Source organism: Paenibacillus melissococcoides (genome assembly GCA_944800085.1).
Classification (GTDB): Bacteria; Bacillota; Bacilli; order Paenibacillales; family Paenibacillaceae; genus Paenibacillus_B; species Paenibacillus_B melissococcoides.
Window position 1 is genome coordinate 118,974 of the sequence record CALYLO010000003.1, and the last position, 20,112, is coordinate 139,085.

Here is a 20,112-nt window from a genome sequence, read left to right on the forward strand (position 1 = left end):
GATTGGACATCAAATTGATGTTAATGACAATGGGCGTATCTTTCATCTTGGCTGTCATCCTCGGTCCGCTAACCATTCCGCTGCTTCGCAGACTCAAGTTCGGACAGCAGGTCCGCGATGACGGCCCGCAAGGCCATTTGAAAAAAGCAGGCACCCCTACGATGGGCGGCGCCATTATTTTGCTCGCCTTCACGCTTGCTTTTTTGAAATTTTCGGTAACCGACATTGATTTTTATGTGCTGCTCATCGCGACGCTCGGCTTCGGACTGATTGGATTTCTTGACGATTATATCAAAATCGTGTTCAAGCGTTCTCTCGGCCTGACCGCGAGACAGAAGCTGATCGGGCAGCTGGCGTGCTCCGCCGTGATTTGCGTGCTGCTGTGGCAGTCGGATCACAGCACCGTGCTGGCGGTTCCGGGCACGTCGTGGGGCCTTGACCTCGGTTGGTTCTATTATCCGTTCATCATTTTGATGATGCTGGCGATCAGCAATGCGGTCAATTTCACGGACGGCCTGGACGGCCTGCTCTCCGGCACAAGCGCGATCGCGCTGGCGGCCTTCGCGCTGATCGCGATGCAGCTGTCCGAGATCGCGGCCGCGGTGTGCGCGGCAGCCATGATCGGCGCCGTGCTCGGTTTCCTCGTCTTCAATGCGCATCCGGCCAAGGTGTTCATGGGCGATACCGGTTCGCTCGGCATCGGAGGCGCCATCGGGGCGATTGCCATTTTGACGAAGACGGAGCTGCTGTTTCTCGTTATCGGCGGCATATTCGTTATCGAGATGCTGTCGGTCGTGATTCAAGTCGTCTCCTTCAAGACGCGAGGCAAGCGCGTATTCAAAATGAGTCCGATTCATCATCATTTCGAGTTGTCCGGCTGGTCGGAATGGCGCGTCGTCATCACCTTCTGGCTCGCGGGCATCGTGCTCGCCGGACTCGGATTATGGATCAACAAGGGGTTGTAGCAGATGGAACATCCAGATACGTACCAAGGAAAGCGCGTCGTCGTTCTCGGCCTGGCCAAGAGCGGCGTCAGTGTGGCTAAGACGTTTCATGAACGCGGTGCCCTCGTTACCGTCAATGATAAGAAAGAGCGCCACAAATGCCCTGAAGCTTCGGAGCTGGAAGCTTTGGGCATTTGTGTTGTATGCGGCCATCACCCGGATGATCTGCTCGATGCCGGCGTCCAGCTCGTCGTCAAAAATCCGGGCATTCCGTATACGGCGCCGCCTGTGCGCCAGGCGCTTGAGCTCGGCATCGAGGTCGTGACCGAGGTGGAGGTCGCTTACCATCTCAGTACGGCGCCGATCATCGGCATCACGGGCAGCAACGGCAAGACGACGACGACGACCTGGGTCGGCAATATGCTCGAAGCGGCAGGGCTTCGTCCGATCGTCGCCGGCAATATCGGCACGCCGCTCTGCCAGGCGGCCGCAGAAGCGAGCGCGGACAACGTGCTGGTCGCCGAGCTGAGCAGCTTCCAGCTCAAGGGGACATTCGCCTTCCGTCCGCGTGTCGCCAGCTTGCTGAACATGTCGGAGACCCATTTGGATTATCATGGGACGATGGAGGATTATGTCCAGTCCAAGGCCCGCTTGTTCCGCAATATGGCGAACGGGGATGTCGCCGTGCTCCATGCGGACGATGCGACCTGCCGGGCGCTCGCTCCGGAGATCGGCGCCCGAATCTGGTGGGTGTCATCCACGCAGCGCGTCGAATGCGGCGTATACGTCGAGCCTCCCTATCCGGCAGGGGCCGGGGAAGGGAAGGAGGAAGAACGTCAATTGGTGTACGCGGATGAAGCCGGGCGCTTGCATCCGATCATCGGCGTGCGGGAGATCGGCGTTCCCGGGCGTTACAATGTGGACAACGCCTTGGCGGCCGTGGCCATCTCGATTGCGGCGGGCGCCGAACCTGCGGCGCTGGCGGAGCCGCTCCGTTCGTTCCGGGGCGTGGAGCACCGGCTCGAGTACGTGGGCGAGGTGAACGGCGCATCGTACTATAACAACTCCAAGGCGACGAATACCAAGGCGACGCTGATGGCGCTGGAGGCGTTCGAAGCGCCGGTCGTCCTGATCGCCGGCGGCCTGGACCGCGGGCTTGATTTCCTGGAGCTCGTTCCGGTGCTGAAGGAGCGGGCCGCGGCCGTCGTCACGATGGGCGAGACGAGAAAGAGTTTGGCCGCCATCGCCGCGAAGGCGGGTTTAACGAACGTAGCGGTCGTCGACAATGTAGATAATGCATCGGAAGCCGTCTCGGAAGCGGTGCGCCTGGCGGCCGGCTATGCCAAGCCGGGCGATGTCGTGCTGCTGTCGCCGGCTTGCGCGAGCTGGGATATGTTCCCTTCCTATGAAGAGCGCGGACGAATGTTTAAGGCGGCGGTGCATAGTCTTTAAGTAGGGGGGTGTTCAAGCCCCTACATTGTCCAATGAGGTGTACCGCAATGGTCAAAGCACGGACCGCTCCCGATTTGTGGCTTATCGGCTCTATTCTCTCTTTGCTGGCGATAGGCATTGTCATGGTGTACAGTGCCGGCGCCGTCATCGCCTTTCACGATTACGGCGACTCGTTCTATTTCGTCAAGCGGCAGCTGCTGTTCGCCGTACTGGGACTGGCTGCCATGTTCGTCACGATGAACACCGATTACCGGATATGGGCCCGGTATGCGAAGGTCGGCTTGCTGATCTGCTTCGGGCTGCTGATCATCGTGCTTATTCCGGGCATCGGAGACGTCCGGGGCGGCGCGCGCAGTTGGCTTGGCATCGGATCGTTCGGCATCCAGCCTTCGGAATTCATGAAGCTCGGCATGGTTATTTTTCTGGCTAAAATGCTGTCCGACGAGCAGATAAAAATCGATCGGTTCATGACCGGGCTGCTGCCGCCGCTCGGGGTGATGGGGGCGGCGTTCGGGCTTATTATGCTTCAGCCCGATCTTGGGACAGGCACGGTCATGATGGGCGCTTCGCTGCTGCTCATCTTCACGGGAGGGGCCCAGATCAAGCATCTGGCCTCGCTGGCCCTCGTCGGGGCGGCCGGGTTCGTCGGCCTGATTCTCGCGGCGCCTTACCGTTTGCAGCGCATCACCGCGTTTCTCGATCCGTGGCAGGACCCGCTCGGCGCGGGGTATCAGTCGATCCAGTCGCTGTATGCGATCGGACCGGGCGGATTGGTCGGCCTCGGATTGGGGGCAAGCCGCCAGAAATACAATTATGTGCCCGAGCCGCAGACCGATTTTATCTTCTCCATCTTGGCGGAAGAGCTTGGGTTCATTGGCGGCGTTACCGTAGTAATGTTATTCTTGATTCTAGTATGGCGCGGCATGCGGGCGGCGATGACGGCCCCGGACACGTTCGGCAGCCTGTTGGCCGTCGGGATCGTCGGCATCGTGGCCGTGCAGGTTCTTATCAATATTGGCGTTGTCATCGGCTTGATGCCGGTGACAGGCATTACGCTGCCATTAATAAGCTATGGCGGCTCTTCCTTGACATTGATGCTGACTTCACTGGGCATCTTGTTGAACATATCACGTTATGCGAGGTGAACGAGATGCGCGTCGTGCTGAGCGGCGGCGGCACGGGTGGTCATATTTATCCGGCTGTCGCCATCGCGAGGGAATGCGAGAAACGCTATCCCGACTGCACTTTTTTATATATTGGAACCGATAGAGGCCTGGAGAGCCGGCTTGTTCCCGAGGAAGGTCTCCCTTTTGCCTCTATCGACATCACCGGATTTCGCCGCAAGCTCTCGTTTGACAACGTCAAGACGGTTATGCGCTTCCTGAAGGGCGTGAGCAAGGCTAAGGCGATGCTGGCCGAATTCAAGCCGGATGTCGTCATCGGAACCGGAGGGTATGTATGCGGGCCGGTCGTCTACGCGGCCGCCAAGATGGGCATCCCGACGGTCATCCATGAACAGAATGTCATTCCCGGGCTGACCAACAAGTTCCTCAGCCGATATGTCAGCCTGGTGGCGGTCAGCTTCGAGCAATCGGCCGCCTATTTCAAGAAGGCGAAGCAGGTCGTCTGCACCGGCAACCCGCGGGCGACCGCGGTCGCGCAAGCGAACCGGGAGCGGGGCTTCGCCTCGCTCGGCCTGCCGATGGACAGCCGCGTGGTGCTGATCGTCGGCGGCAGCCGCGGCGCACAGGCGGTCAACCAGGCGATGATTGGAATGGTCCCGCTGCTGAAGCGGCTGCCGGACGTTCATTTCGTCTATGTTACCGGCCAGCATTATTATGAGCATACGCGGGCAGCCGTCCTCAAATCGAGCGCGTCCGTGCGCAATCATCTCCATGTGCTTCCCTATATCGGCAATATGCCGGAGGTGCTGGCCGCGACGACGCTCGCGGTAAGCCGGGCGGGGGCCTCCTCGCTGGCGGAGCTGACATCGCTTGGCATCCCGTCGGTGCTCATTCCTTCGCCCAATGTGACGAATAATCACCAGGAGGCTAACGCGCGATCGTTGGCCGACGCCGGAGCGGCCATCATGATGCTGGAGCGGGAGCTCAGCTCGACCGCGCTCTTCGATACGATCAAGCGGTTGATGACCGACGAGGAGGCGCGAAGCCGAATGTCGGCCCGGGCCAAAGCGTTCGGCCAGCCGGACGCCGCGGAGCGCGTCGCAATTGAATTGGAACGATTGACGGGCAAGTGAACCTTGCCCGATTTGTGCGTCTCGGACCAGATGCAGGGAGGGCGTCCGCTCTCGCTGCGCACAGGTGCTTCCACCACGTTGCAGGGCTGCGGCGAGCGGGGTTAGCCGGGGGCCGTCCGTCGAAGGGCAGGGGCGGCCGGTATGGCGAAGCGACGCGCCCTTTCCGTCTGGGCACCTGTCACACAACGTGTTACGGCTACATAAGATACCCTATACATCGTGACAGCCAGTGCCGGTTGCCGGACACGGACGTTGCATCGTTCTATCGCGGACGACAGGATGAGTGGGTTTAAGGAGGTTCATCATATGCTGCAGCAATTTATATCCCGTTATTCGGATTTGAACTTAGGCAAGTACAAGGTAAATGAGCCGCTTGCACCGTATACGACCTGGAAAATCGGAGGTCCGGCGGATGTGCTCGTCGAGCCTGCCGGCAAAGAGCAGATCGTTCAGACTGTCCGGCTGCTTCATGACATGCAACTGCCATGGATGGCTATAGGGCGCGGCTCCAATATGCTCGTATCCGACAAAGGGGTGCGAGGCGTTGTCATTCATACCGGGCATGCGCTTGATTATGTCCGGCAGGAAGACAATCTGGTGCATGCCGGAGCCGGGCTTTCCTTCATCAAGCTGTCCGTGCTCACCGGCAATATGGGGTTGTCGGGGCTGGAATACGCGGGCGGCATTCCCGGCACGGTCGGCGGAGCCGTCTATATGAATGCCGGCGCGCACGGGTCTGACGTGTCACGAATATTTGAATCTGCTGAGATTGTACTGGAGACAGGGGAATTGGTGCGATACAGAACGGAAGATATGAAGTTCGCGTACCGCCATTCCGTGCTGCACGAGATCAGGGGCATCGTACTGGAGGCGACGTTCCGGCTGGAGCACGGAGACCGGCATGAGATTAAAGCCTTGAACGCAGCCAATAAGGAACGGCGTCTGCGGACGCAGCCCCTGCAAGCCGCATGCGCGGGGAGCGTGTTCCGCAACCCGCCGGGAGATTTCTCGGCCCGGCTGGTTGAAGAAGCCGGACTGAAGGGATTCCGAATCGGCGGAGCCGAAGTATCCACGTTACACGCCAATTTCATTGTAAACACCGGGCAAGCAACAGCGTCAGACGTGCTCACCCTGATGGAGCGCATCCAACAAACGATAAAAGACCGATATGGTGTCGAGTTGGTGCCGGAAGTGTTGGTGGTGGGTGAGCGGTAATCACGGAGGTGATACATTGGACAAATTGGTGATTGAGGGTGGGAAGCCTCTATCGGGAACCATTCGTATCCATGGAGCCAAAAATGCCGCTTTACCGATTTTAGCAGCCGCGATCCTGGCCGACGGTGTCGTCAAGCTCGATAATGTTCCGCAATTACTCGACATTGAAGTAATGCTGCACATTTTGCGCCGCTTGGGCTGTCGGGCCGTTCAAGACGGTTATACGGTCACAATGGATGCAGCCGGTACTCATTCGGTCCATGTGCCGGAAGATTTGATGCGACAGATGCGCTCATCCATTTTTTTAATGGGACCGCTCCTTGCGCGTTTTAAGGAAGTTCATATTTATCAGCCGGGCGGCTGCGCCATCGGCGAACGCAAGATCGATTTGCATCTGCGGGGCCTGCAGGCGCTTGGAGCGGAAGTGGAGCAGTGCGGCCACCGCGTCACATGCCGCGCAACGCGGCTCGTCGGAACGGATGTTCATCTTGATTTCCCGAGCGTGGGGGCGACGGAGAACGTGATGATGGCCGCCGTGCTGGCGGAAGGCACGACCGTCATCACGAATGCCGCCCGGGAGCCGGAAATAACCGACCTGCAGAACTTCTTGAATCAGATGGGGGCCAATGTAAGCGGAGCGGGCAGCGGAACGATCGTGGTTGAAGGCGTCAGCAATCTGTACGGCTGCCAATATTCGATCATCCCGGACCGGATCGTGGCCGGCACGCTGATGATTGCGGCGGCCGCGACCAGGGGGGCGGTGACGCTGACCAACGCGCATGCGGGACATTTGACCTCATTGATTCATATTCTTCGCCGCGCCGGTGTTCAGATCGCCACGAGTGATGGTATAATCAATGTAACCAGCTTCGGCAGGGCGAAGGCCGTTGATCGGATCGTCACATCGCCGTATCCGGCATTCCCGACCGATCTGCAGTCGCAGCTGATGGTGTTGATGGCGCTTGCCGACGGGGTCAGCGTGCTGAAGGAGACGATATTCGAGGGCCGCTTCAAGCATGTGGATGAATTGTCCCGCATGGGTGCCGATATCCGCGTCGATCTGAGCACGGCGTTCGTGCGCGGCGTGACTACGCTGTACGGCACGACGGTGGAAGCGACCGACCTCCGCGCGGGAGCCGCTCTCGTTATCGCGGGATTGGCCGCGCAGGGCCGAACGATTATTGAAAATGTCCATCATATTGATCGTGGCTATGACCGGATTGAGCATATATTCAGCCGACTTGGCGCGAACATCGAGAGGTTCGCCGCGGTACCCAAGCTTGACCTTGCCAATGGATAAAGCTACAGCGAGTCCCCTCCCCTAACAAGGAGGGGATTGTGGGTCTTGCGGCGAACTAACATTTAAGGAGAAAGAATGGAGGGGGTGAGCGGTTGCATTTACGTAGTATTCCCCCGCTTCCAGGGAAGCCGCCGAAGAAGAAGCGCGCAGCTGCGAAGCTCATTTGGCTGCTGTCCATTCTATGCATCGTGCTTCTGGTCGTGCTGTTCTTCCGTTCGCCGATAAGCAAGGTGACGGAAGTGCGTTGGATCGGAGAGCACTTCGTGACGAAAGCCGAATTGGGCGAAGTCAGCGGGCTGAAGCCCGGCGAACCGTTCTTCGGGACGAGCGAGGCAACGGTCAGCGCGCGAATTCAAGACAAATTCCCTTATGTCAAATCGGTGAAGATGGTCAAGCATTTCCCTGGCGTGGTCGAAGTATATGTTCATGAGTATGCCGCCGTCGCCTACGAATTGAGCGCCGACGGGCAGATTCTGGCCTGTCTGGAGAACGGAACCGTAGTGAAGCCGAGCGCGGAGCTGAAGACCGTCATGGAGAAGCCGGTTCTGACCAAATGGGATGGACAGGCCGAGATGAGAGGGCAGTTGAGCCAACAGTTGGCCAAGATTCCGAAGGGGCTGCTGGCCGACATTTCCGAGATTAGCTTCTATCCGTCTCCCTCGTACCCGGACCGGATCAAGATGTATACGCGCTCCGGATTCGAGGTCGTCACGACGGTAACGGCGCTGCCCGACAAGATCACCTATTTAAGCGGCGTGGTGGAGACGCAGGAGCCCGGCCGCATCACGATGCTCAAGGCCGATTCGTATATTCCGTATTCCAGCCTCCCGGAGGAACCGGACGAGATAGGCGCAGTCGAGGAACAAACGGATGCAAATGAGCAGGAAGTGGAAAAAAAATGAGAAAAACATGCAGAATGAACAAGATCAACAAAATGTGGATGAAGAAAAAAACTCTACTCAATAAACGGAATAAATGCTAGAATAAAGTTTATGGTATTTCCTGAACTCCCCTTCTTTTTGATCTGCATTTTTCAGAGTGTGGAAGACAAGACGGACCGGAAGTGGCACATGACAAATGGAAGGATTTTGTCTTTTAAAAAAAGTGTAGAAAAAAGAGGGAATGACCAATCCTTTGTTGAATACATAGTGAGTGTCCGGGGATACAAACATACCAATTGACTGGGAAGTAGGAGGTGCCACGGGTTGAGCAGCAATGACATCATTGTGAGTTTGGACATCGGTACATCCAAAGTGCGTGCTATCATTGGAGAAATTAACAACGGAACGCTGCAAATCATCGGCGTTGGATCTGCTGATTCAGAAGGTATTCGCAAAGGTGCGATTGTAGATATTGATCAGACTGTGCAATCCATTCGTAATGCTGTGGAGCATGCGGAACGCATGGTCGGTATAGAGATTACGGAAGTGTACGTTGGCATATCGGGCAATCATATCGGACTTCAGTCCAGTCATGGCGTCGTCGCGGTCTCGAACGAGGATAGAGAGATTGGCGAAGAAGACATCGAACGGGTCCTGAAGGCGGCCGAAGTCATTGCGCTCCCGCCTGAACGGGAGATCATCGACGTCGTTGCGAAGCAATATGTGGTCGACGGACTGGAGGACATCCATGATCCGCGCGGCATGATCGGTGTCCGCCTCGAGGCGGATGCGACCATTATTACAGGGGCGAAGACCGCGATACATAATTTGACCCGATGCGTGGAGAGAGCGGGGCTGCAGGTCAAGGAGCTGGTCCTGATGTCTTTGGCCGGGGGCCATCTGGCGCTGTCCAAGGATGAGAAGCTAATGGGTTCGGTATTGGTCGATGTAGGTGCCGGCGCCACGACGATTGCCGTGTTCCAAGACGGGACGCTAGCAGCTACTTCGACCCTGCCGATCGGGGGCGACTTCGTCACGAACGATATCGCCTACGGCTTGCGGACGATGTCCGATCAGGCGGAGAAGGTCAAGCTCAAGTTCGGCTGCGCCTGGGTGGACGATGCGTTGGAGGACCAAGTGTTCAAAGTCGTCCGCATCGGCAGCAACGTGGAGAAGGAATTCAATCAAGTGTTCCTCGCGAATATTATTGAACCACGCGTTCAAGAGATTTTTCACCTTGTGAAGAATGAAGTGAAGCGTCTAGGTTTCACAGAGCTTCCTGGCGGGTACATTCTTTCGGGAGGCACCGTCTCTATGGCTGGTGTGTTGAATGCCGCACAGGCCGAGCTGCAGACATCGGTTCGGATTGCGGTACCTGATTACATCGGAGTGCGCGATCCAGGATTCGTAAGCGGTGTTGGAGTGCTGCATCATGTGATGCGCTCCGTCCGACCACGCAGTGCAGGTGGCACCAAGAAAGCAGCCGCACGAAAGCCGGCTCCTGCAGAATCATCGAACAAGCCTGGTTTTATCGAACGGTTAAAAAATATGTTTAGCGAATTTATTTAAAGGGTCTTTGACTTCATGCCATCCATGCACAATGAAGGGGAGATGGAGAGCTCATGTTGGAATTTGAATTCGAAATGGAAGCATTAGCCCAGATTAAGGTAATCGGCGTCGGCGGCGGGGGGAGCAACGCGGTCAACCGCATGATCGACAACGGTGTCAAGGGCGTTGAATTTATTACGGTAAACACGGATGCGCAGGCGCTTCACTTTGCGAAATCCGAGCACAAGCTGCAGATCGGCGACAAGCTGACGCGCGGCCTCGGGGCGGGCGCGAATCCCGAAGTGGGGAAGAAGGCGGCCGAGGAGTCCCGCGAGCTGATTATGAACACCCTGAAGGGGGCTGACATGGTCTTTGTCACCGCCGGCATGGGCGGAGGCACGGGAACCGGTGCGGCTCCGGTTATCGCCGAGATCGCGAAGGAATGCGGGGCGCTGACGGTAGGAGTCGTTACGAGGCCATTTACGTTCGAAGGCCGCAAGCGTCTGACGCAGGCGGAGATGGGCATTGAAGCCTTGAAGGAGAAGGTGGATACGCTTATCGTCATCCCGAATGATCGCCTCTTGGAGATTGTGGACAAGAAGACGCCGATGCTGGAAGCGTTCCGGGCGGCTGACAACGTGCTGCGGCAGGCGGTCCAAGGCATCTCCGACTTGATTGCCGTGCCGGGATTGATTAACCTCGACTTCGCGGACGTGAAGACGATTATGACCGAACGGGGCTCGGCCCTGATGGGAATCGGCATCGCCAACGGGGAGAACCGGGCGGCAGAGGCCGCGCGCAAGGCGATTATGAGCCCGCTGCTGGAGACGTCGATCGATGGCGCGCGCGGCGTTATCATGAACATTACCGGCGGAGCGAATTTGTCGCTCTACGAGGTCAATGAAGCGGCCGAGATTGTGACCGCTGCCTCGGATCCGGAAGTGAACATGATCTTCGGCGCGATCATCGACGAGAACATGAACGATGACATTAAGGTGACCGTTATTGCGACAGGATTCGAGCATAAGCCGGCTCCGATGATGCCAGGGCGCCGCCCTGCGAGCAGCGGCAGCGAGACGAGTGGAGATTCCCGCGCTCAAGCGCCGCTTCGTCCGTTCGGCAATGCGCCATCCGGCGGAGATCAGCTGGACATCCCGACGTTCCTGCGGAACCGTCCGCGCAACAATAATAACGAATGATGATAGACGCGAGACGTCTGCCTTCCGAGGCAGGCGTCTTTTTGCATGCTTGTCCATGATCATGGTTCGCTGCTCCTCGACAAAAAAAGTAACAATCCCCCACCCACCTTTAGACAGACTTCGGATATCCGCCTCTATATACTTATCCTTATCTCACGATAGATTGGCGGTACAAAAGGAGGGAGCGCTGTGACCGTCATCTATGCCGATCTCGTATTCGGGCTGAATCTAGCACTGGATTGGACGCTGCTGACGATGACTGCCTGGATGCGCGGACTCTCTCATTCCCGCTGGAAGGTAGCGGCCGGAGCGGGACTTGGAACGCTCTATGCCCTCGTCTTGTTTATTCCGGCTTTTCCGCTGCTGTATACCTATGCGGGAAAGATACTGATATCCATATTTATGCTGCTCATTGCTTTTGGATTTCGCAATCCCGGATATTTTTTTAAAAATGTCGCCGTTTTTTATTTTTCCGCCTTTGTGCTCGCCGGCGGCGCCATTGGAATTCAATATATGCTGCAGGATGCCAGGCTATGGTCGATCGCCCACCGCACCTCGGAGTGGCTGTCTGCCAACGGCCAGCGGATGCAGGCCGGCATGGGGCTGGTCATGGCGGCCCTCCCCGCCTCGTATGGGCTGTTCCGCCTCGTCTGGAAATGGAGCAAGCGGCAGCAGCAAGTGGCGCGGCAGTTAGTAACCGTCGATATTCGCATCGGTGACATTCGCCGCCAGGTGACCGGATTGGTCGATACGGGCAATCATCTTAATGATCCGCTGAGCGGGGCGCCGGTGATGGTGACGGAAGCGAGGATATGGGAGGGCTGGCTGCCGGCGGATTGGCTGCAGCGGCTCGGCGCCTCGCAATCGCTCGATATGCTGGAATCGCTTAGCGGCGTCATCGATGTATCGAAGCTCCGGCTGCTGCCCTATCGCGGCGTGAATCAAGGAATGCAATGGATGATTGGCTTCAAGCCGGATGAGATCCGGATTGCGACAGAGACGGAGACGCTTCTCTGCGACCGGGCGATTATCGGGCTCGACGGAGGCGTCCTGTCACGGGACGGCGCCTTCCAGGCGATTGTCCATCCCGATATGCTCGAGACCGGGAAGCAGAAGCCGTCTGATCCGGTTCCGCCGGCCCACCGGGCATCGTGACGCTACACTTGGGCCATGCGGCGCCTTGGGCAGCTATCGGATTCCCGGGAAGAAGGAAAGCCTTTGCAGCAAATGCGTTCGGTGATTACAACGTATATAGGAGGAGTAGCCATGCGCTTGAAATGGAAATTGATCATGCAGCTCTATTATTACCGACTCTTGTTCTTATTGGGGTTGAAGCGCGATGAAATCTATTATATTGGCGGCAGCGAAGCGCTTCCTCCCCCGCTGACAAGAGAAGAGGAGGAGTACCTGCTCTCGAAGCTGAGCAGCGGGGAAGCCGCCGTGAGAGCGATGCTGATCGAACGCAATTTGCGGTTGGTCGTCTACATTGCCCGCAAATTCGAGAATACAGGCATCCACATCGAGGATCTCGTCTCCATTGGGGCCATCGGGCTGATCAAAGCGGTCAACACATTCGATCCGGAGAAGAAAATCAAGCTGGCCACGTATGCGTCGCGCTGCATCGAAAATGAGATTCTGATGTATTTGCGCCGCAACAGCAAGACGAGAACGGAAGTGTCCTTCGATGAGCCGCTGAACATAGACTGGGACGGCAACGAGCTGCTGCTGAGCGATGTGCTTGGCACCGAGAACGATACGATATATAAAAATATCGAGGAGCAGGTCGACCGGAAGCTGCTTCACAAGGCGCTTGACAAGCTGAGCGAGCGGGAGCGGCTCATTATGGAGCTGCGGTTCGGCTTGTCCGACGGAGAGGAGAAAACGCAAAAGGATGTGGCCGATTTGCTCGGCATTTCCCAGTCCTATATTTCCCGGTTAGAGAAACGAATCATAAAGCGTTTGCGCAAGGAATTCAATAAAATGGTGTGACCGTAATTTTTGCTTGATCCATAGCGAATTTGGGCTCATCCCCCGCTTGCGGGGAGACGGCGAAGGAATAAAATTGCACCCCGGGGAGATAATGTACATTAATGTTTCACCCTGGGAGGTAGTCACGAATGACCCGAAACAAAGTCGAAATTTGCGGTGTCAATACATCGAAGTTGCCCGTCCTCACGAACGCCGAAATGAGAGAATTGTTCGTGGCTCTGCAGGAGCGGAATGAACGTTCCGCACGGGAGAAGCTGGTCAACGGCAACTTGCGTCTTGTCCTTAGCGTGATTCAACGCTTCAACAATCGCGGCGAATTCGTCGATGATTTGTTCCAAGTCGGATGCATTGGCCTGATGAAGGCCATCGACAACTTCGATCTGGGGCAGAACGTTAAGTTTTCCACCTATGCGGTACCGATGATTATCGGCGAGATCCGGAGATATTTGCGGGACAACAACCCGATCCGCGTATCCCGCAGCTTGCGGGACATTGCCTACAAGGCGCTGCAGGTTCGTGATTCCTTGACCAATCAAAATTCGCGGGAACCTACGATTATGGAAATCTCGGAAGCGTTGAACGTTCCCAAGGAGGATGTCGTCTTCGCATTGGACGCCATTCAGGATCCGGTGTCGCTCTTTGAACCGATTTATCATGACGGCGGCGATCCGATATACGTCATGGATCAGATAAGCGACGATAAGAATAAGGACGTGTCCTGGATCGAGGAGATTGTGCTCCGGGAGGCGATGCGGAAATTGAACGAGAGAGAGAAAATGATTTTATCGATGCGTTTTTTTGAAGGGAAAACCCAGATGGAGGTAGCGGATGAAATCGGCATCTCTCAAGCTCAGGTATCCCGGTTGGAGAAATCGGCTATCAATCAAATGCAAAAGCATGTGCGAACATAATCCGGTTACGACCATTTTACAGCCGTCCGCCTTGAAGCGGCGGCTTTTTTTGTGCCGGAGCGCCGGGGAGAGGACATTTTGGCGGCTTCGGACATATATCTATATAAAAGAGGATGTTCCTCCAAAATAAATGCATAGTGGGGATCCCGATGAAAATATCCGATTTTCAAACGAAAGACGTTGTCAATATTGTAGACGGGAAAAAATTAGGGCAAGTTAGTGATGTCGAGCTGGATTTGAAGCAAGGGCGCATCGACGCGATCGTCGTGCCCAGCTACAGCAAGTTCCTCGGCTTCTTCGGCGGCGGCACCGAGCTGGTCATTCCGTGGCGGAATATTGTCAAAATCGGCGCCGATGTCGTGCTCGTCAAGATGGAAGAGGCCAAGGCCTCCCAGCGGGCGGAGGAATACGAGACAACGGTTATGCTTCCGAGACCGTAGGCTTCCGGCCGGAGTTTGTGGTACACTGGAGGTTGAGGTGAACGGTATGGAACCTTTTGTACGACGTCTAGGCGAGAAGCCGGATGAACCGGGCGTGCTCGAATTGGCGGGCTGGATGGCCGACACGCCCGGGCTGGCGGCCGGGTTCACGACCCGGCTGGGCGGGGTGAGCCAGGGCTGCTTCGATTCGCTCAATTGCGCGCTTCATGTGCGCGATGCGGAGGAGGATGTCATCGCGAACCGCCGGCGAGTCGCCGAGGCTGCCGGCATTCCGTTCGAGAACTGGGTATGCGGAGAGCAGGTGCACGGCAATCGCGTGCACGCCGTTACCGAGGAAGACCGGGGCCGGGGCTGGTTCGACCGGGCCAGCGCGATTCAAGATGCGGACGCGCTCGTGACCGATGCGGAAGGAGTGATGCTGGCTTCCTTTTACGCCGATTTCGTGCCGCTTATTTTTCTGGATCCGGTGAAGCGGGTCGTGGCGTTGGCGCATGCGGGCTGGAAGGGAACGGTAACCCGGATTGGCCCGGAGACGGTACATATAATGCAGGAGCGTTATCACAGTTCGATCGATCATATAAGAGCGGCCATCGGACCTTCGATCGGTCCGTGCTGCTATGAGGTGGACAACCGGGTGCTGGAGCAGGTCCGGGCGGTATGGAACGAACAGGAAGGCGAAGCGGAGCGCCCTGTCATTCGATCTTCCAGGCCGGGACATGCATGGCTCGATTTGAGAGAATTGAATCGACAATTGTTGAAGCAAGCAGGAATTTTGCCAACAAATATCGAATGTACTACTTTGTGCACCGGCTGCGATACCGGCATGTTTTTTTCCCACCGCAAGGAGGGGGGAGCAACTGGCCGCATGATGAGCTTTATTGGTTGGAAGAAGGGATGACGACATGACGCTGCAGCAGAGAATCGAAGCTGTGGAACGACGGATACAGGAAGCATGCGCCCGATCGGGGCGCAACCGGGAGGACGTCCGGACGATCGCGGTGACCAAGTATGTGTCGCTGGATCGGACAGGAGAGGCGATTGCGGCCGGTTTGAAGGACGTCGGGGAGAACCGGTGGCAGGATGCGGAAGCGAAGTGGATGCGGTACGGCAATCAGACGACCTGGCATTTTATCGGAACGCTGCAGTCGAACAAGGCGAAGGACGTGGTCGGCAAGTTCGCATACATCCATTCGCTGGACCGCCTCTCTCTGGCGAAGGCGATAGAGAAGCGCGCTGCCGAATTGAATCAATTCGTCCGCTGCTTCATTCAGGTTAATATATCAGGAGAAGCTTCGAAGCAAGGGTTGCCGCCGCAGGACGTCGCGCCTTTCCTCGAAGAGTTGAAGGCATTCCCGCACATTCAGCCGATCGGGCTGATGACGATGGCCCCGTATGAAGCGGAGCCGGAGGAGACGAGACCGGTATTTCGCGGTCTGCGCCAATTGCGGGATGAATTGAACGGGACGCGGGCTGAACCTCTTGCCCATCTCTCGATGGGCATGTCGAACGACTTCGAGATCGCCATTGAGGAAGGAGCGACGTGGATTCGGCTTGGCTCCATTCTGGTAGGGAAAGAGAGGGATGAATGATGGGCGTAATGAACCGTTTCATGAGTTTTCTCGGATTGCAGGAAGAGGAAGAAGTCATCGAACGAGAGCAGATCACCCATACGGATGACCAGGAGCTGGAAGCGCCTGCCTTCGATCAGCGCAAGGGCGCAAGAGGGTCCAACATCGTGAGCATCCATTCGCAGAAGGCTTCCAAGGTCGTCCTGTACGAGCCGCGATCCTATGATGAAGCTCAGGAGATCGCCGATCATTTGCGTTCCCGGCGGTCTGTCATCATTAATCTGCAGCGCGTCCGCAATGATCAGGCGCTGCGCATCATTGATTTCCTGAGCGGAACGGTGTATGCGCTGAGCGGCAACATTTCCAAGCTTGGAAGCAATATTTTTATCTGCACTCCGGACAATATCGAGATCCAAGGTTCGATAACGGAGATGTTTGCGGAGGATTTCGAATACACACAAACGAGGTGACCTGCTGTTGCTGGAATATACGATTATTCAATATTTGGGCTATCTGTATGAAATCTATACGTGGCTCATCATTATTTATGTGTTGATGTCCTGGCTCCCGAATGTCCGCGAGAGCTTTGTCGGCGAGATTTTGGGCAAGATCGTCGAACCGTATTTGAGCCTGTTCCGGCGCATTATTCCGCCGATTGGCGGCATGCTCGATATTTCCCCGATCATCGCCCTTTTCGCGCTCCGCTTCGTGTATATGGGACTGGTCGCTGTCGTGCAGTACCTGTTCTAGACATGATGATGCGCTCGGCACAGGAGAATGGCAGAAGGCGGAATGAGGAATGAAGGGTAACGAGAAGCTGTATGTCCACTTCCATCCGGACGAGCGGGAGTTCGTCGATCGCGCGTGGGAGTGGGTACGGCGCGCGTCCGAAGGACATGAGATAAAGCGGACGGACTTTCTGGATCCGAGACAGGCTTATATTACGGCGACGCTGGTTAACCGGAGCCGGGATGTACAGCTCCGGCTGGACGGCGGCTCCGAGCGGGCAGAGCGCAAGCGGGCCTTGATCGCGCCCGACTATGTCTATGCCGAAGGGGAAGATATGGGAATCTCCGTACTCCAGATCACCTCACCCGACCGGAAGTGGGACGAGCTGGAGCATGGTGATTTTCTTGGCGCGCTCCTTGGCTTGGGCATCAAGCGGGAGAAGATTGGGGATATTCATGTCTCCTCCGATCGTTGCCATGTCCTGGTAACGGAGGAGATGGCGCCGTTCATCAATACGCATCTGCGCCAGGTTCACCGGGTGATCGTCTTGACGGATATCCTTCCTCTGTCTGATTTGCGAGCGGCGCACGCGGAGATGAAGACGGCGAAGCTGAGCGTCGCTTCTTTGCGCCTGGACGGAATTGCTAGCGACGTGTTCCGCTTGAGCCGCACGAAGATCGTGGCGCCCATTAAGGCGGGCCGCTGCAAAGTGAATTGGAAGGTGGAAGAGAACCCTTCCGCCCCGCTTCAAGCGGGCGACGTCGTCTCCTTGCAGGGCTTCGGCCGGTTCAAGGTGATCGATGTGGAAGGGTTGACGAAGAAGGGCCGCTATTGGGTTACGGTCGGGACGTTCACCTGATGATCTTGCGGCACGCTTGTGCAGGAATTTTGGCAAGGGATGTCGAATTGCATATTAATCGCTGCAAGGCTTGTAATTATTAGGAGGTGCACAGCATGCCATTGACACCGCTCGATATACATAACAAGGAATTTAGCCGCAAGCTGCGCGGTTACGATGAAGATGAGGTAAATGAATTTCTCGATCAGATTATTAAAGATTTCGAAGCGCTTATCCGGGAGAACAAGGAACTGCAGAACCATGCGCTCAATCTGCAGGAGAAGCTGGATCACTTCGCCAACCTGGAGGAGACGCTCAGCAAGACGATCATTGTCGCTCAGGAAGCGGCCGATGAAGTGAAGAACAACGCGAAGAAGGAAGCTCAGCTTATCCTGAAGGAAGCGGAGAAGAATGCCGATCGCATTATCAACGATTCGCTGGCCAAATCGCGGAAGGTCGCAATCGAGATCGAGGAGCTGAAGAAGCAGGCTTCCATCTACCGCACGCGCTTCCGCACGCTGGTCGAAGCGCAGCTCGAGCTGCTGAGCCAGGACGGCTGGGACGGACTGGAACACGCGGAACGGACCGAAGTGAAGGAGCTCTATTGAGCGTCTGCCCAAATCGTTTGACATTTCGCCCAAAACGCGATATAACTATGTATTATTCGATACGTTATATGTTCGATACGGCCCGGGCCGATTTCCGGCCGCATCGTATATCTCATATTCAATGACGGGAACGCGCCGTCACGACTGTTGTTCGACCAGAGAATCGGGATGGGTGGGAACCGATGAACACAACGTGACCGGACATCATCCCGGAGAAGGCAAGCCGAGAACCCGGCGGTGCGCGGCATCGCGGCGGAGTTAAGCTTGTCCGGCAGCCGGCCGTTATCCGGGAGCGCCAGCAGCCTGCTGCGCGCACAGAGTGCCATTGCGCCCGATTCAGGGGCGGTAATGGAACAAGGGTGGTAACGCGAGAGACCTCGTCCCTTTTGGGATGAGGTTTTTTATGTTGGCGCGCCTAGCCAAGCTAGGCACAACTAGCCGGTGTGAGTCCGGTCGAGGTAAGAGCCAAGTCGCCTCGTAGCTGACAGGCAACTGGTGGAGAGACCCTAAGGTTGAAGCCCTGTGACAAAGTAACTCTCAAGAGAGTGCGAGCAAATCAGCAGGCCGTAACATGAAGTGAATCCTGCCGCATCGTCAAAAAGAACCTGCAAAGGACAAGAGAGAGCCGAGCCTCGGAACATTGGGCGAAGGCCATGGAACGCGTGAAGCTCTTGGAAATGCAGCGCGGAAGAACTCTCCGGTGTATGGGGAACGGCATGTTGAGAAAGTTGTGTCTGGAACTGGGGAAACCCTACCTCGCACGGCAACGCCGTAAAGAGCGACCCTATAAGCCCGAAAGGTGAAGTGGCGAGCTGCGAGAAGGGTGGCGGAGGGGGTTGTAGTACCCGTGAAGCAAGGACAACATAACCTTGTGGAGGAAAGAGCCCCTGCTTTGTTCACGTACTGGAGGAGGTAAGAGTCAGTGAATGCCCAAAAGGCTAACTACGCCAAAGTAAAAGCTCAACAACTCCAAAACGTACTATATCTAGCGGCCAAGGAAAATCCGAGGCGGCGATTTCATGCGCTGTACGACAAGGTACACCGCGGCGACATTCTTTGGGAAGCATGGAAACGGGTCAAGGCGAAGGGCGGAAGCGGTGGAGTAGATGGCATAACCATCGACCACATCGTCAAAGAGTTCGGGGAAGAGCGATTTGTCGATGAAATCCAAGGTAAGCTGAGGAACGGAAAATACCATCCACAGCCTGCAAGACGGAAAGAGATACCCAAACCGGACGGCAAGATGCGCCCGCTTGGTATCCCTGTCATCCGAGATAGGGTCGTTCAAATGGCGACCAAGATGGTTATAGAACCGATCTTCGAAGCGGATTTCAAGGATTGCTCCTACGGATTCCGGCCCAAGCGAAGCCAGCATGATGCAATCCGGCATATCCGCCGAGCAGTAAAGAAAGGCGTATACTGGGTCGTCGACATCGATATCACCGGATATTTTGACAATATCCCGCACGAGAAACTGATGCGACTGGTGGAACAGAGAATTAGTGATCGACGAGTGTTACAACTCATCCGCAAGTGGCTCAAGGCAGGATTCGTGAAAGATGATCAGTTTCATGAAACCGACCTCGGGAGCCCGCAAGGCGGAGTCATAAGTCCGCTCTTGGCAAATATCTACTTGAACTATCTGGATACCATCTGGGAGAAGAAGTTTGCGGAAGCAGGAACACTGGTGCGTTATGCCGATGATCTGGTCATCCTGTGCAAAACCAAAGAACAAGCTCTGAGGGCGATTGATGTCCTCAAAGCGGTATTTGGAAAGCTGGAACTTGAAATGAACAAGACGAAGTCCAAACTTGTTAACCTCTGGGGAGACAAAGAAGGCTTCGACTTTCTGGGGATGCATCACCGGAAAATACCGAGGATGATGAAAAGGAACAAGGAAGTTCATGTTCTTCGCAGTTACCCGTCAAAGAAGGCGATGAAGAACATGAAGCAAAAGGTAAAGGAAGCAACAGAACCGCGCAATCGTCTATTCTGGACGATGAACCGGATGGTAGATGAACTCAACCCGAAGATACAGGGATGGAGGAACTACTATGGTATAGACTCCTTTACTGACCAGTACCTGAACAAAATCGATTGGTACATCCGTAAGCGTCTCACCCTGTTCTGGAACAAGAAACGTAGCCGTCGTAACAAACACAGCAATTCCCGGCAAGCAGCCATTGCTGCACAACTTGCGGGATTAAAGAAACTCGCCAGCTAAGGGAAGTAC

At 56.1% G+C, this 20,112-nt stretch carries 21 protein-coding genes; all 21 read left to right on the forward strand.

Annotated elements, in window-relative coordinates; translation table 11 throughout:
- Positions 1 to 2: 2 nt before the first annotated feature.
- The 21 genes from mraY to ltrA all read left to right on the forward strand — a co-directional run bounded on the left by mraY (position 3) and on the right by ltrA (position 20,103).
- Complete coding sequence (gene mraY / locus OCY70_RS12175) at positions 3 to 965, forward strand: phospho-N-acetylmuramoyl-pentapeptide-transferase (protein ID WP_213427907.1); 963 nt, start codon at positions 3 to 5, stop codon at positions 963 to 965.
- 3 nt (positions 966 to 968) lie between these two features.
- Entirely contained in the window at positions 969 to 2,396 is a 1,428-nt protein-coding gene (murD, locus tag OCY70_RS12180; RefSeq protein ID WP_213427906.1) for a UDP-N-acetylmuramoyl-L-alanine--D-glutamate ligase, read from the forward strand.
- A 47-nt stretch (positions 2,397 to 2,443) separates the two neighbouring features.
- Positions 2,444 to 3,541, forward strand: a complete 1,098-nt coding sequence (gene spoVE, locus OCY70_RS12185; RefSeq protein ID WP_213427905.1) for a stage V sporulation protein E — start codon at positions 2,444 to 2,446, stop codon at positions 3,539 to 3,541.
- Between the two features lie 5 nt (positions 3,542 to 3,546).
- On the forward strand, positions 3,547 to 4,653 hold the full coding sequence (murG, locus tag OCY70_RS12190; protein ID WP_213427904.1) for an undecaprenyldiphospho-muramoylpentapeptide beta-N-acetylglucosaminyltransferase: 1,107 nt from the start codon (positions 3,547 to 3,549) through the stop codon (positions 4,651 to 4,653).
- A 306-nt stretch (positions 4,654 to 4,959) separates the two neighbouring features.
- Positions 4,960 to 5,868 carry a UDP-N-acetylmuramate dehydrogenase gene (gene murB, locus OCY70_RS12195; protein WP_213427903.1) on the forward strand — a complete coding sequence of 303 codons (909 nt, stop codon included), beginning with the start codon at positions 4,960 to 4,962 and terminating at the stop codon, positions 5,866 to 5,868.
- A gap of 16 nt (positions 5,869 to 5,884) precedes the next feature.
- Positions 5,885 to 7,168, forward strand: coding sequence for a UDP-N-acetylglucosamine 1-carboxyvinyltransferase (gene murA / locus OCY70_RS12200; RefSeq protein ID WP_213427902.1), 1,284 nt, complete (start codon positions 5,885 to 5,887; stop codon positions 7,166 to 7,168).
- A gap of 92 nt (positions 7,169 to 7,260) precedes the next feature.
- Positions 7,261 to 8,070 carry a cell division protein FtsQ/DivIB gene (locus OCY70_RS12205; protein WP_249724950.1) on the forward strand — a complete coding sequence of 270 codons (810 nt, stop codon included), beginning with the start codon at positions 7,261 to 7,263 and terminating at the stop codon, positions 8,068 to 8,070.
- Between the two features lie 303 nt (positions 8,071 to 8,373).
- Entirely contained in the window at positions 8,374 to 9,618 is a 1,245-nt protein-coding gene (ftsA, locus tag OCY70_RS12210; protein WP_213427901.1) for a cell division protein FtsA, read from the forward strand.
- A gap of 53 nt (positions 9,619 to 9,671) precedes the next feature.
- Complete coding sequence (gene ftsZ / locus OCY70_RS12215; protein WP_213427900.1) at positions 9,672 to 10,796, forward strand: cell division protein FtsZ; 1,125 nt, start codon at positions 9,672 to 9,674, stop codon at positions 10,794 to 10,796.
- A 189-nt stretch (positions 10,797 to 10,985) separates the two neighbouring features.
- Entirely contained in the window at positions 10,986 to 11,951 is a 966-nt protein-coding gene (locus OCY70_RS12220; protein WP_213427899.1) for a sigma-E processing peptidase SpoIIGA, read from the forward strand.
- A 111-nt stretch (positions 11,952 to 12,062) separates the two neighbouring features.
- Positions 12,063 to 12,785, forward strand: coding sequence for an RNA polymerase sporulation sigma factor SigE (gene sigE, locus OCY70_RS12225; RefSeq protein WP_006675641.1), 723 nt, complete (start codon positions 12,063 to 12,065; stop codon positions 12,783 to 12,785).
- A 128-nt stretch (positions 12,786 to 12,913) separates the two neighbouring features.
- Positions 12,914 to 13,696, forward strand: a complete 783-nt coding sequence (sigG, locus tag OCY70_RS12230; RefSeq protein WP_213427898.1) for an RNA polymerase sporulation sigma factor SigG — start codon at positions 12,914 to 12,916, stop codon at positions 13,694 to 13,696.
- A 149-nt stretch (positions 13,697 to 13,845) separates the two neighbouring features.
- A complete protein-coding gene (locus tag OCY70_RS12235; protein ID WP_213427897.1) occupies positions 13,846 to 14,136 on the forward strand; it encodes a YlmC/YmxH family sporulation protein in 291 nt (96 codons plus the stop codon).
- A gap of 46 nt (positions 14,137 to 14,182) precedes the next feature.
- Complete coding sequence (gene pgeF / locus OCY70_RS12240) at positions 14,183 to 15,034, forward strand: peptidoglycan editing factor PgeF (protein ID WP_261944927.1); 852 nt, start codon at positions 14,183 to 14,185, stop codon at positions 15,032 to 15,034.
- Between the two features lie 4 nt (positions 15,035 to 15,038).
- Positions 15,039 to 15,725 carry a YggS family pyridoxal phosphate-dependent enzyme gene (locus tag OCY70_RS12245; protein ID WP_213427896.1) on the forward strand — a complete coding sequence of 229 codons (687 nt, stop codon included), beginning with the start codon at positions 15,039 to 15,041 and terminating at the stop codon, positions 15,723 to 15,725.
- The gene (locus tag OCY70_RS12250) at positions 15,725 to 16,174 is read left to right on the forward strand and encodes a cell division protein SepF (protein ID WP_197258311.1); all 450 of its coding nucleotides are present in this window, start codon (positions 15,725 to 15,727) and stop codon (positions 16,172 to 16,174) included. The genes OCY70_RS12245 and OCY70_RS12250 overlap by 1 nt, the downstream gene beginning before the upstream one ends.
- A 7-nt stretch (positions 16,175 to 16,181) precedes the next feature.
- Positions 16,182 to 16,454, forward strand: a complete 273-nt coding sequence (locus tag OCY70_RS12255) for a YggT family protein (protein ID WP_168178934.1) — start codon at positions 16,182 to 16,184, stop codon at positions 16,452 to 16,454.
- A gap of 49 nt (positions 16,455 to 16,503) precedes the next feature.
- On the forward strand, positions 16,504 to 17,292 hold the full coding sequence (locus OCY70_RS12260) for a YlmH family RNA-binding protein (RefSeq protein ID WP_213427895.1): 789 nt from the start codon (positions 16,504 to 16,506) through the stop codon (positions 17,290 to 17,292).
- Between the two features lie 95 nt (positions 17,293 to 17,387).
- A complete protein-coding gene (locus tag OCY70_RS12265) occupies positions 17,388 to 17,879 on the forward strand; it encodes a DivIVA domain-containing protein (RefSeq protein ID WP_213427894.1) in 492 nt (163 codons plus the stop codon).
- Positions 17,880 to 18,116: 237 nt separating this feature from the next.
- Positions 18,117 to 18,245, forward strand: a complete 129-nt coding sequence (locus OCY70_RS12270; RefSeq protein WP_261948766.1) for a hypothetical protein — start codon at positions 18,117 to 18,119, stop codon at positions 18,243 to 18,245.
- Positions 18,246 to 18,801: 556 nt separating this feature from the next.
- Positions 18,802 to 20,103: a group II intron reverse transcriptase/maturase gene (gene ltrA, locus OCY70_RS12275; RefSeq protein ID WP_261944884.1), complete on the forward strand. Its 1,302-nt coding sequence runs from the start codon at positions 18,802 to 18,804 to the stop codon at positions 20,101 to 20,103.
- Positions 20,104 to 20,112 lie beyond the last annotated feature (9 nt).